Source organism: Haloferula sp. BvORR071, from assembly GCF_000739615.1.
Lineage (GTDB): Bacteria > Verrucomicrobiota > Verrucomicrobiia > Verrucomicrobiales > Akkermansiaceae > Haloferula.
Window position 1 is genome coordinate 136,918 of sequence record NZ_BATP01000019.1, and the last position, 12,467, is coordinate 149,384.

Below are 12,467 nucleotides of genomic sequence, written 5' to 3' on the forward strand. Positions count from 1 at the left end.
GATTTCAGGAATCGATTAAACGATTTGGGGAATGCCACTGCCTTTGCCCTTGGCGACGTGAAGCCAATGGAGCGAGGATGGAGAATGAGTGGTGCCCGCAAGTATGTCGGCTTCCTGCTGCCGCCGGCCTTGGCCTACAGCGCGCGGATCCATGAGGGACTGATGCGGAACCCACGGGTCCAGGAGGAGTGGATGGTGATCGAGTGCCCGCACTTCGAGCCCGGGCGGAGCCCGCTCTTCCAAGGCGGGGCGGTGCTGGACGCGGCGATCGTCTGGGCCGAACCGCGGGACACTTGGGTGAGGGATCTAGTTGCCCGGGGCACGCGGGTGCTGAGCTGTGGGACCGAGTGGGAAAACACCCCGGGAGTGGCCAGCGCGTATTTCGATCGTCCGGAAATGCATCATTTGCTGATCGCGCACCTGCAAGGGCTGGGCCTGCAGCGGGCAGTGGGCATGGGCCACCGGCTGGGACTGCGGCCGCGGTCCCGGCAGTTGATCGAGAATTTCGCGGCGATGGCCCGGCGTGAGGGCATCGATGCCCAAGTGTGGAGCCTCGAGGGCGAGGGCAGCCCGGCGATGGCGCCCGGGCGCCTGCTGCAAGCGCATGCCGAGCACGAGCTGGCGGACTTTCTCCGCTCCCTGACGCTGCCCTGCGCAGTGGTCTGCGCGAGCGATCAGATGGCGGTGATTGTTTGCGAAGTGGCGTCCCGGCTGGGACTCAGGGTGCCGGAAGACCTGGCGGTGATCGGCGAATCGGACAATCCACTGGCGGCGACCAGCAATCCGCCGCTGAGCAGCATCGCCGGTGATGCGGTGGCCCTTGGAGAAGCGGCGGCGGAGCTGCTGCTAGACTGGCTGGGCGGCGAAGCCCCGCCAGCCAAGGCAATGAAAATCCCCGGTGCACGACTTGTGGTGCGGGAAAGCACCGCAGGGCGGACGAAGGACGCGGCGATCGAACGGGTGCGGCGCCTGGTGGAGAGCAAGGCGATCCAGGGAATTTCGCTGGGAGAGCTGGTCACGGCGTCCGGGCTCTCGACCAAGACCCTGGTCCGACGCTACGAGGCGGCCTTCGGGATCGATCCGGTGGAGGAGGTCAACCAGCGGCGTCTGGCCGAGGCCAAGCGGCTGCTGGGCGAGGGCAAGCTGAAGGCAACCGAGGTGGCAGCGCGCTGCGGTTTTTCCTCGCAAGCGGCGTTCAACAACTACTTCCGGAGGCATGCGGGCTGCGCCCCGAGCGCGTATCAGGAGGACGAGGCGGCCAAGCTGGGGGAATGGGTGAGCTGAGCTAATTTGTTAGGCGGGCTCCAGGCTCTTCCACACGGGGGCTCATTTTCCCATGGCAGGATGCGGCCCGGGCGGCTCATGATGGCTGGCACCATGACCAAGCTCGGAAAGATCGTGTTCACCCTGATAGTCCTGCTGCTGGCCGGATTTGCGGTCACCAGGCTCTTGAAGAAGGAGGAGGCCGGAAAGCAGTCGCCGCAGCACAGCCAGGTGCAGGGCGACAAGAAGGATGGCGAGGCCAAGCCCGCCGAGGGAGGCGGCGACAAGGATGCGGCGATTGCATCCTTCGACTTCATCGCGGCGGAGAAGGCGAAGCAGCTCCCTTCCCCGCGCGCCTATGCGCCGACTGACAACACGATCCTGGTGAACCTGTCCGAGTATGCAGGCTATGCCGGCCTGATCACCGCGAACGGCGGCTTGGAGCCCAACGACAACTCGTGGTTTGCGAAGAATGGCGGCTTCAAGCTGAAGATCACGCTGAGCGAGGAAGACTCTTGGGCGGACCTGCAGGACGGCAAGTTCTCCGCGACGGCGACTACCGTTGACGTGCTCTCGAACTACGGCCGCCAGTGGCAGTGCGTAGTGCCGGCGCAGGTCTCCTGGTCCCGCGGCGCTGACGGAATCATCGTGCGCAAGGAGATCAAGCGGGTGAACGACCTGAAGGGCAAGACGATCGCCACCGCGCCCTTCAGCGAGGCGGAGTTCTTCATCCGCTATCTCGCGCAGGAAGCCGGTCTGCCGGTGAAGCGTCTGGACGGCCCCGATGAAGAGCGCGACACGGAAGCGGTGAACCTGGTGTTCCTCGAGGATGCCTTCGCTGCGGGTGATGCCTTCCTGGCTGACCTGAAAGGCGGCGGCCATAAGATCGACGGCTGCGTGACCTGGGCACCGAAGACGACCGAGGTGGTGGACGGCTCTAACGGCGCAGCCCGGCAACTGGTGGACAACCGCAACCTGCTGGTGATCGCCGACATCCTGGTCTTCAACAAGGGCTTTGCGCAGACCAAGCCGGAGATCGTGCAGAAGATGGTGGAGGGCATGCTGCTTCACAACGACAAGATCCGCGCGAATCCGGACCAGTATCTCCCGGGGATCGCGGCGGCCTACAAGCAATTCAAATGGACGCCGGAGAGCACGCGCCAGGAGCTGGCGAAGGTGCACCTTTCCAACTTGCCGGAGAATCTGGCCTTCTTCCGCGGCGGGATCGATGAAGCGGGCTCTTTTGCCTCCGTGTTCCAGACGGCGAACCTGGCCTATGGGCCGGAGCTGCAGCCGACTCCCGTGGGCTCCTCCTACTTCGCGGACATCAAGGCGCTGGAGGCGACCGAGAAGGCGGGCACCTTGACCGGCCAGGTTGCCTCGATCCAGCCGATCAAGAGCAACAACCAATCGGTGATCGAGCAGGATCCCCTGCTGACCCGCGATATCCGTTTCTACTTCGTGCCGAATAGCGACGACTTGGACATGGCAAAGAAGGAGAACCTCGAGTTCCTGACCAACGTGAACCACCTCCTCGGCGTTTCACCCGGCTCCCGGATTGTGCTGCGCGGCCATGTGGATGATGCGAAGAAGGCGGAATTCGCCAAGCAAGGCGCGGCCTTCCTGAACCGCATGGCACTGGATGCGATGGCCCTCTCCGAACGCCGCGCCAACGGGGTGAAGAAGCGCTTGCTCGAAAAATTCCCAACCATCCAAGGCGACCGGATCGAAACCGTGGGCCGTGGCTGGGAAGAGCCGGCGGGCAAGAACTCGGACCTGAACCGCCGGGTGGAGGTGCAGTGGTTTACTTTGGAATAAAGGCATTGTGTCGGGTGATCTGTGATCTGTGATCGGTGTTAGAGCCTTGTTGGTTGGGCGATTTTGGGCTCTTCTTCCACTGCTCACCGATCACTGATCACTCGGCACTTCTTCCCATGACTGGCGTCGAAAAACTGAAGGCCTTTGCGAAGAGCCCGCTCCATGCGTGGCTCGGGCTGCTGACGCTCGGGGCGGGGCTGGCGACGACGAGTGCGATCCCGATCGTGATCGGGGCGGCGTTGTATGCGCTGGGCTGGGTCTTCCTGCCGGATTCGCCGCTGTTCCAGCGCTGGCTGGCGGCGCGGAAGCAGGGCGACGACGGGGCGAAGCTGCGGGAGTTTCTCTATCAGCGGCGGCAGATCTACGATGCGCTGCGGAGCTCGACGCGGGCGCGCTATGACCAATTGGCCGGGGAAATCGAGTCGCTGCAGGGGGACTTCCATCGCGATCCGCGGATGAATGCGGAGATCGTGCGGCAGCGCAGCGAGCGGTTGTCGAACCTGGCGTGGACTTATTTGCGGCTCTTGCACACCGGCGAGATGCTGGATCGCTTCATCGAGACGGAGGATCCGGCGGAACTGGAGAACAAGATCGCGGCGATGGAAAAAGAGATCGCGGGGATCGCGCCTGGGAGCAAAGCGGGTTTGGCGGAGTCGATGCAGTCGCGGCTGACTTCCTTGCGCTCGCGCTTGGAGAAACGGCGCGGTGCGGAGGAGAGCCGCGAGCTGACGGTCTCCGAGCAAGAGCGGATCGCGGAGCTGGTGAAGTTGGCCCGCGCGGATCTCTTGTCCAACCGGGATGCCGGCTCGCTGTCGCATGAGATCGATGGAGCGGCAATCCAGTTCGACCGGACGAATGATTGGCTGCGCGGACTGGAGTTCGATACTTCCCCGGCGGACGTGCCGGAGGAATTGGCGGCGGCGGCGCCCCTGAAGATGGGGAATTGAGTATCGATGCGAAGCGAGCCGAGGCCTTCCAATCCACTCCTGTTCCAACCGAAGCCGGTGCTGGGACGAGGATGGAGGATCTTGCGGTGGTGCTGTCTCCATCCCTTTCTGGTCGCGCTTGGAATTCCGTTTCTGTTCGTCAACGGATGCATGCTGACATGGACGGTAGATGCCTCTTTCAAGCAGAGCGCGGCCTTGGAACGCGCGCGGGCGATCCCGCAAGCGGAGAGGGAGAAGATCCTGCGAACCTGCGCGGAGATCGCGCGACAGATCGAGCCGGAGGAGGATGAGCGGATCTTTGGTGAAAGCCTGCGCAACCCGCCGATCCCGCCGGAGTTCGCAGCGCTCCAAGCCATGCGGGTGAATGTGCGGAAGGGTCATGCCCATTTTAAGCTCCACTACTTCTTCGATTCCGGGGTGAGCATTGGTGTGGATAAGCTCGATACACCCACTCCATCCGCAGTGCTGTGGTGGGGCGAGATGGGAGAGCAGGAGCCATGGGCCGAGCTGAAAGGAACCCAATGAGCCGCCCGCTTCCTTCCCCTTGTTTCATCAGCGAGCTGCTCTAGACTTCGCCGCATGACAGCCAATCCCGGCGACGAGGGCCGTGACGAGTTGGTCCAGCAGCTTGAGAGGTCCGTGCGGAAACACGGCAGATTCGTCGACACTACGGTCCGCGTGCAGTTCGCGGTTTTCTGGATGAGTGTGGCGATCCTCGTCTTCATGTGGTCGGAGCTGGATCTAGGAGGGCGCACCTTGGTCTTCGTTTCATGCATCGTGGTGCAGACCGTGGGGACGGCATTCAGCATGATCTCCGGTGGACACTACCGCCGGGCCCTCGGTGAGCTTACCGCGCGGCGGCGGCCCCAGGAGTCACCGGGCAGAGCGGAGATGCCTTGAAATGCTTGGAATCCCCTCCCCATTTCCCACTTGTAGTCTCGAGTTATAGGTAGTTAGTCTCCGGCTTGATGAACGAGAAGCCGAGTGACGAGCGCCTGATCGAGGAGATCCGTGGCTTCCGCCAGGACATGCGGCGGAGCGTCCGCAATGCCCTGTGGGTGTTCGCGGGTTCCGTGGTCTTGGTGTGCGTGGTGTTCGGGCCGCCAATGAAGAAGTTCAGCATCGACAAGGATTTCGTCGCGTTCGCGGGAGTGGTCGGAGGAGCCTTGCTCTTGGCCTACTTGGTGGGGCTGGTGTGCCAGGCGGCACTCAATGTGCGGATCCGCAAGAAGCGGCAGCAGGAGAGCTTTGCGATCTTGTCGGGACGGACGGCTGGGGCTTCGCGGCGGGAATGAGGAAGTGAAAGCCTTGGGTAATCCGGGGACCTCGGCAACCTCTTCGAGGTTGAATGCATCGCGTGGGGTTTACCCAGGGTAGGTTCCTCCTTCGTTGGAACCAACCCTGGGCTTTATTGGGGAACGGCGTTGCCTTTCTCTGAGCACTTGGCTTATGCCCCCGCTCCAGCTTCGGCCTCGACTTCAGCTTGCGCTTGCGCAGGGAGGGCGGTTCGCCGGAAGCGCTTGCTGCCACCGGCGAGGGTGAGACCCGCTGCGACGATGCAGAGGACGAAGATGCCGGACCAGAGGAGCGGCGGGCTGTATTCGTAGAGGGTGATGCCCATCGAGGGTCCGATCATGGTGGCGGTGCTCCATGAGATCGACATCACGCCCTGGTAGCGGCCACGCATTTCATCGGGCGCAAGGGCGGACATGTAGCCGCTGTTCACGGGCAGCGCGATCATTTCACCAACGGTGAAGACAACCATACTCGCGATGAGCAAGAAGGTGGAGGCACCCAAGGCATTCATACCCATGCCGAGACCAATGATGAGATAACCGCTGGCCATGGTGAGGATGGGCGGGAAGCGCTTGGTGTAGCTGGTGAGTGGCAACTCGGCGAAGACGATGAGGATGCCATTCAGCGCCATCAACAGGCCGTAGGCGCGCTCGTCGAGACCCGCGCCCTTCGTGGCTTGGAGAGCGTAGCTGCTGCTCATCTGCCAGAAGACGATGCCGATCAGGAAGCCCGCGGTGGTCGCCAGTTGGAAGGGCACGTTGGTCTTCATGTGACGCAAGGCCGGCGCCCAGCCACTGCGTTCCCGCGCGATCCGCGGGCGCGGCTTGATGCCGAAGAGCACCAGCAGCCCGAGAATCGTGGTCGTGGCAGCGTCCGCGATGAAGAGGGCTGCGAAGGATTTCTCCGCCATGAAGCCAGCGGTAGCCATGCCCGCGGCGAAGCCGAGATTGATGGCGAAGCGCTGGCAGGAGAAGGCCCGCACCCGGCGCTTTAGAGGCACGAGGTCCGCAATGAGTGCGGCGGCGGCCGGCCCGTAGATAGCCGAAAGCAGGCCATTCATGAAAGTCACTGCCACCAGTTCCGGCACACTGTGCGCCAGCGAGAGCAGCAGCATGGAAAGCGCCGAGCCGGTGCAGGCCACCAGCATGGTGGCCCTTCTGCCGATGCGGTCGGCAAGGTATCCGCCGATGGCCCCTGCGATGAGCGCTCCCGCACCATAGGCCCCGAGGGTCAGGCTGGTGGCCGCCGCATTGTGACCCTGTTGGCGCATGTAGATGGCCAGGAAGGGAATCACGAAGTGCCCGAAGCGGTTCACCAGGGTGCCGCTGAAAAGAATCCAGTACTCCGTGGGCAGGGCACGCAGGTCCTGCCACAGGGTACTGTGAGGCTCAGGTTCGGGTTCGGCTATTTCGGCATTCATGGCATCACTGGGGGCTTGGTCTGGGTAACAAACGAAAAGCCCCGTCCACCGGGAGCGGCAGACGGGGCGAAAAGGGTTCGGGAAAGTTGGCTAGTCTATTCCATCACGATTTCGGCCCGCCGCCGCTCAGTCCAATCTTTGCGGACGAACGCAAAGCCGTGGCGGTAATGGCGGGTGGATTTGTTGCGATTCTCCGCGACAAGGCCCACGACCGCGCAACCGACTAGCGGCTGGAGCATGGGGTTGGCGGCGGATCGCGGGTTCATCGGAGGGTCGGGAGAGTGTTGGGAGGGATGCGGGAGGTCAATCCGGAAGTTGGGGTGGGCTCCCCTCCCCCACCCGGTGGAGAACATTCCGCAGTTGAAAAACCCCAAAAAGAAAAGTGCCAGGCAGGGTTGCTGCCTGGCACTTGGGAATTAGCTAGCGCTGGATCTCGCCTTGTTTAGTGGCCGAGCTCCTTGGCGGTCCACATGCCGGGATGGCTCTCATACTTGGCGCGGACTTCCTTGACCTGGGCGGGGGTCACGGGAGTCGCGTCGTTTGACCAGCTCTGGCGGACGAGGGTCAGGACATCGGCGATCTTCTGGTCGTCCATCTCGGCGACGGGCGGCATGATGCTGTTGAAGTCCTGGCCGTTCACCTTCACCGGGCCCTGGAGACCGGCGATGACGATGCGGATCGGCACGCTCGGATCACCGGTCAGCCAATCGGAGCCATCAAGCGGCGGGAAGGCATTGACGAGACCCTGGCCTTCCGGCTGGTGGCAGGCGATGCAGGTCATGTTGTAGATCGCCTTGCCGCGCTCGTGCACCGCGGGGTCGATCTTGTTCTTCTTCTCCTTCTGCACCGTCGGGGCGGCAGGCTTGGCATTCATGTCGGCCAGCAGCTTCTTGGCGTAGCCGGTGTTGAGCTTGGCGAGCTCGTCGGCAAGCGCCTGCTTGGCGGCAGGGTCAGCCGTCGTGGCGAAGCGGGCCGCCACTTGATTCAACATGCCGCCAATGCCGGCACCACCGGCCACTTCGGTAAGCGAGACATCATCCCACCAAGCGGTGCCGGTAGCACCACCGTAGCCGCCGAAGAGGCAGTGGATGAGCAGTTCGTCGCGATCGCCGGAGTCCACGTTGACGCTGACCTGGGTCCAATCGCTGGTGCCCTTGACACCCTTGGTCATTTCGCCGCCGTGGACGTTGAGCATTGCACCCGGGCCATTGCCCGCAGGCTTGAGGTCCTTCGTCTTCACCCATGCGCTGAGCAGGTAGCTCGTGCGCTTCTTGACCGGGATGGTCACGGCCGCGCCGTTGTCCGAATTCTTCTCCGAAGAGATCGAGAGCGCCATGCTGCCCTCGCGGCCATCCGGGGAGGCGGTGAGCTTCACGCCGTCGCGGTCGCCGCCGTAGAAGCGGTGATCGGTCCAGCCCGTGGGCTTGCCACCGGAGACTTCGGAGAAGTCGCCGTTCTTGATCAGGTTCGGGCTCTTGGAAGCAGCCTCATCCCCACCGACACCGGCAGTAGCGGCAGCGAGCAGGACACCCGCAGCCTGACGGTTGGCAGCGATCTGCCAGCCATCCTTGAGCGAGGCGTCGGAGGTGATCTTCGACTCGTCCGACTGGAGCAGCGCGAAGAGCGTCTTGCCTAAGTCGACATCAGTGTCGCCAGCGGACATCGCGACAATCGCCTCGGCGAGGTCGCGCGGGTCTTGGAGACCGATCTTGCCATTCGCCACCAGCACGTCGCGCAGTTGCTTCGGCGTGCCCATGTGGATGGCGGCGCGGATCGAGCCGCGGACACCGGAGCTAAGCGCGGCGGCGACGTCCGCATCCTGCAGGGCACCGAGACCGGCGAGCGCGTAGACCGCGTGGGTGGCGGCGTGGTCGCGGCCTGCCAGCAGTTCTTCCAGCTTCGGCACGTAGGCCTTGTTGCCGCTTTCGACGATCAGGCGCTGGGCCTGGAGACGCCAGAAGAGGTTCGGGTGGTTGAGGCCCGCGATCAGCGACTCGCCCTTGGTGGGATCGAGGTTCGGGTCCGCGTCGTCCGGGCTGCCCTTCGGGTAGACGCGGTAAACGCGGCCGTATTGGGTGTCGCGGAGCGGGGTCTCGTAGGCGTTGCCCTTGCCGGTCTTGGAGTCGAGGCCAGCGGAACGGAGGGTCGGGGTCGGGTTGTGCTGGATGATCAGATTGTACCAGTCGCAGATCCAGAGGGCACCGTCCGGGCCGGTTTCCGCGCAGACCGGGCCAGACCAAGCATCGGCACTGTTATAGATGTTGTTCGCGAGCTGGTAGGACTTGTAGCCAGCGCCCTCGCGCTTGACCTCGAAGGCGCCAACGAGCTTGCCGGTGCCTTCCGTGATGAAGGCCACCTTCTCACGCCAAGGCTCGGGGAAGCGCTCGGCGGTGTAGAAGGCATGGCCCGCACCCGCAGTGTAGTGGTTGCGCAGGCCGGCGGCCTCGGTCCAGGGATCGAACTGGTCGACCTGGCGGATGTCCATCGAGCTCGGGAAGAAGGCCGGATTGTTATCCGCCCGTGGCGTGCGGCCCTGATTGAGGCCCGCGGACTGATAGTCCTTGCGGGCGTGGGTGACGTAGAAGGAAGGGTTGCCGTTGGCGGTGGAACCCATCATGTCGAAGTCGGAAGTCGTGCCGAGGCCCCAGGTGTTGTTGGTGGTGCCCTGGATCACCTCGAGCTTGGAGCCGTCCGGCTTGAAGCGGAAGACCTGCTGGGCGAAGTCGAAGTGCTCGCCGCCCACATCGCCCTTGAAGCCGGAGTAGCCGACGGTGGCGTAGATCCAGTTGTCGTGGCCGTAGCGCAGGTTCGAGACACCCGCGTGGGTGTCGCCGACGCCAAAGCCGGAGAAGAGCACCTGGCGAACGTCCGCCTTGTCATCGCCATTGGTATCCTTGAGGAAGAGGATCTCGCTGCAATTGGTGCAGATCACACCGCCGTTCACGCAGACCAGCGAGGTCGGGATCGAGAGCTTGTCGGCGAAAGTGGTGAACTTGTCGGCGCGGCCGTCCTTGTCGGTATCCTCGGCGAGGATGATCTTGTCGTTGCCCAGATTCCCGGAGTGCAGGTTGTTCGGGTAGTCGACGGTCTGGATAATATAGGCGCGGCCCTTGTGATCCCAGTTCACGAAGATCGGGTTCACGATGTCCGGCTCGGAGGCGAAGAGCGACAGCTCGAAGCCCTCCGGCACTTGGGCCATCTTCATCGACTCTTCCGGCGAGAGCGGCTTCTGGGCCTTGGTGATCAGCTCGTGCTGGATGTAGCCCGGAAGCTTGGCGTCTTCCATCTCCAGCTTGGGCAGCTTGAGGTTCTGGAGGAGCTTGTACTTGTCCGGTCCCACGCTCCAATAGATCGCATTGCGGATCAGCATCGCGAACTGGTCGTTATCCCAGACACGGTGGTCGTGGCCGGCGGCGGTGTAGAAGACGCGGCCCTTGCCCTGCTGGCGGACCCAGGTCCATGGCTCTTGGTCGCGCTTCTCGAGCAGCTCGCGGTCATCGGTGAGGCGGTCGTGGACATAGGTTTCATCCCAGGCCTCGAAGCCATCGTAACCACGCATGATCGGATGGTTGCGGTTGACGTTGGTGACCTTGAAGGTGCCGGTCTGGTGCTCCTTGAAGCGGCCGCCGACAAGATTGATGAACTCGGGCGAGCCGCCGTAGCAGGCGGAGGCGCAGTGGATCGGCAGGAAGGCGCCGCCATTGTTCACGTAGTCGGTGAGGGCCTTGAGCTGGTCGTCCGGCATCTTGCCGTTCATCTCCCAGTTGCCGTACATCAGCACGCCGTCGTATTTGGCGAGGGTGCCGGGATTGAACGCTTCAGCGGGGTCCTCGCTGTAGGTGAAATCGATCCCTTGGCTGCCGAGCTCTTTCTTGATCGAGCGGTAGCGGCTGATCGGATCGTGGTGGGCCCCGTTCTTGGTCGGGGCACCGAAGAACAGGATTTCTAGACGCCGGGCCTCCGGTTTCGGCGTTATCAGGGGTTTTGCCAGCAGCGCGCCGAGTGCGAGCAGTGGCAGGAGGATGGTCAGACGGAGCGCTTGCATGAATTTGGATTTCGGACGAGCCGGATGTGCCTCTAACCTGCACGATCGGGGCGGGCTTTCAAGCTGACGCGGAAACGCGAAGATCGCTTGTAAGTTTGCGGGAGACACTTGTATGATTCCGCCAGTGAGTACCCCGTTTGAGCTACGCAAGTGGATGGAGGAGCTACCGCCGGGGCAGTTCCGGCACCTCTTCGACCACCTCCCCGGGACCCTCTTTTTCGCGAAAGACCGCGAGGGACGGCTGATGGCAGGAAACCCCGCCTTCGTGAAACGTTGCGGTTTTCAGCGCGAGGACCAGATCGTGGGTCTGACCGACAAGCAGATTTTCCCGCCGCGAATGGCGGACAAATTCCACCGCGACGACGAGCGGGTGATCTCCACCCGCCAGCCGCTGCTGGGGCTGATCGAGCTTTTCCCGAATGCCGCAGGGCGCCCGGAATGGTTCATCACCGACAAATTGCCGATCTTCGACAAGCACGGCAATGTCTGCGGCCTCTGCGGAACGGTGCGGAGCTATGAAGAGCAGCGCGCGGCGATCCAGCCTTACCTGGAGCTGGCCGATGTGGCGGAGCACCTGAAGGCAAACTTCCGCGAGCGGCTGGAAGTCTCCGAGCTGGCGCAGATCGCGGGGCTCTCCGTGCGCCAGTTCGAGCGCAAATTCCGCAAGACCTTCCAGACCACCCCGCGCAGCTACCTGATGCGGATGCGGGTCATCAAAGCCTGCGAGCTGCTCGCTGGCACCAACCTGCCGATCACGGAAGTGGCACTGGAGTCCGGCTTCTATGACCACAGCGATTTCTCGCGGCAATTCCGCAAGCACATGGGCCAGGCACCGACCGTTTACCGGAGGGAGAAGCGCGGGAAGCGCTGAGGTGATGATGAAGATCTTAATCCGTAGTGTGGCGGTTTGCCTCGTCGCGAGCTTGGCGGCTTGCACGAAGAAGGATCCGGGCTTTCCCGAAGCCGGGATCAAGATCTATTCCGGCGGGGCGCTCGACTCTACCTGTGGCTTCTACATCAAATCCGAATCTGGAATTTCCATGCGCCCCAAGGAGATGTCCTTCGCGAAAGACGGACATCAATTCAACGTGACTTGGACGGTCCATCCGAAGGCCAAGGGCGACGTATACCACCTGAAGATCACAATGGATGGCGCCGTCTCCACGAAGGAAGTGAAGTTCTCCGGCAAGCCCATCGTGATCCTTGAAGAGCCCTTCCGGGTGGTGATGGACAATACCCCGCCCTAGCCGTGCCGATCCACTATTCGACCGACGTCGTCATCACCGCGGATCAGTACATCGATCTGCTGCATCGCGCGGATTTCGCTCAGCGCCGCCCGGTGGATGACCGCGAGTGCATCACCGGAATGCTGCAGCACGCGAACATCCTCTGCACGGCATGGGACAGCGAGAAGCTGGTCGGCGCGGCTCGCTCGGTCACGGACTTCCACTACTGTTGCTATCTCTCCGACCTCGCGGTGGACGTGGAATATCAGAAGCAGGGCATCGGCCGGGAGATGATCCGGCACACGCGCACCCTGTTGGGCCCACGGACCTCGCTGATTCTTTTGGCAGCACCAGCGGCGCGGGAGTATTATCCAAAGATCGGGTTCGAAACCCATCCCTCGGCCTGGGTGATCGCGCCGGGGAAGGACTTGGTGTGAGCGGGCCTCTGGGGA

The 12,467-nt window shown here is 63.0% G+C and carries 11 protein-coding genes; 9 read left to right on the plus strand and 2 right to left on the minus strand.

Annotation, left to right across the window (positions count from 1 at the left end; genetic code table 11):
• Window positions 1–84 precede the first annotated feature (84 nt).
• The 6 genes from BV071_RS08875 to BV071_RS08900 all read left to right on the plus strand — a co-directional run bounded on the left by BV071_RS08875 (window position 85) and on the right by BV071_RS08900 (window position 5,323).
• Entirely contained in the window at window positions 85–1,284 is a 1,200-nt protein-coding gene (locus tag BV071_RS08875; protein ID WP_035605134.1) for a substrate-binding domain-containing protein, read from the plus strand.
• Between the two features lie 93 nt (window positions 1,285–1,377).
• Window positions 1,378–3,081, plus strand: a complete 1,704-nt coding sequence (locus BV071_RS08880; RefSeq protein WP_265594239.1) for a phosphate ABC transporter substrate-binding/OmpA family protein — start codon at window positions 1,378–1,380, stop codon at window positions 3,079–3,081.
• 116 nt (window positions 3,082–3,197) lie between these two features.
• Complete coding sequence (locus tag BV071_RS08885) at window positions 3,198–4,028, plus strand: hypothetical protein (protein WP_035605139.1); 831 nt, start codon at window positions 3,198–3,200, stop codon at window positions 4,026–4,028.
• Window positions 4,029–4,178: 150 nt separating this feature from the next.
• Complete coding sequence (locus tag BV071_RS08890; RefSeq protein ID WP_035605142.1) at window positions 4,179–4,553, plus strand: hypothetical protein; 375 nt, start codon at window positions 4,179–4,181, stop codon at window positions 4,551–4,553.
• A gap of 54 nt (window positions 4,554–4,607) precedes the next feature.
• Window positions 4,608–4,928, plus strand: a complete 321-nt coding sequence (locus BV071_RS08895) for a hypothetical protein (protein ID WP_035605145.1) — start codon at window positions 4,608–4,610, stop codon at window positions 4,926–4,928.
• Between the two features lie 68 nt (window positions 4,929–4,996).
• The gene (locus BV071_RS08900) at window positions 4,997–5,323 is read left to right on the plus strand and encodes a hypothetical protein (protein ID WP_035605147.1); all 327 of its coding nucleotides are present in this window, start codon (window positions 4,997–4,999) and stop codon (window positions 5,321–5,323) included.
• A 152-nt stretch (window positions 5,324–5,475) separates the two neighbouring features.
• Here BV071_RS08900 and BV071_RS08905 read toward each other — a convergent pair whose 3' ends face one another.
• The gene (locus tag BV071_RS08905; RefSeq protein ID WP_035605149.1) at window positions 5,476–6,744 is read right to left on the minus strand and encodes an MFS transporter; all 1,269 of its coding nucleotides are present in this window, start codon (window positions 6,742–6,744) and stop codon (window positions 5,476–5,478) included.
• Between the two features lie 442 nt (window positions 6,745–7,186).
• The gene (locus BV071_RS32720) at window positions 7,187–10,789 is read right to left on the minus strand and encodes a PVC-type heme-binding CxxCH protein (protein WP_052573081.1); all 3,603 of its coding nucleotides are present in this window, start codon (window positions 10,787–10,789) and stop codon (window positions 7,187–7,189) included.
• A gap of 124 nt (window positions 10,790–10,913) precedes the next feature.
• Here BV071_RS32720 and BV071_RS08915 point away from each other — a divergent pair, with 124 nt between their 5' ends.
• The 3 genes from BV071_RS08915 to BV071_RS08925 are packed head-to-tail and all read left to right on the plus strand — an operon-like array spanning window position 10,914 to window position 12,452.
• Window positions 10,914–11,660: an AraC family transcriptional regulator gene (locus BV071_RS08915; RefSeq protein WP_265594240.1), complete on the plus strand. Its 747-nt coding sequence runs from the start codon at window positions 10,914–10,916 to the stop codon at window positions 11,658–11,660.
• Between the two features lie 4 nt (window positions 11,661–11,664).
• Entirely contained in the window at window positions 11,665–12,036 is a 372-nt protein-coding gene (locus tag BV071_RS08920) for a hypothetical protein (RefSeq protein WP_035605156.1), read from the plus strand.
• 2 nt (window positions 12,037–12,038) lie between these two features.
• A complete protein-coding gene (locus tag BV071_RS08925) occupies window positions 12,039–12,452 on the plus strand; it encodes a GNAT family N-acetyltransferase (protein ID WP_035605159.1) in 414 nt (137 codons plus the stop codon).
• The last annotated feature ends 15 nt before the right edge of the window (window positions 12,453–12,467 follow it).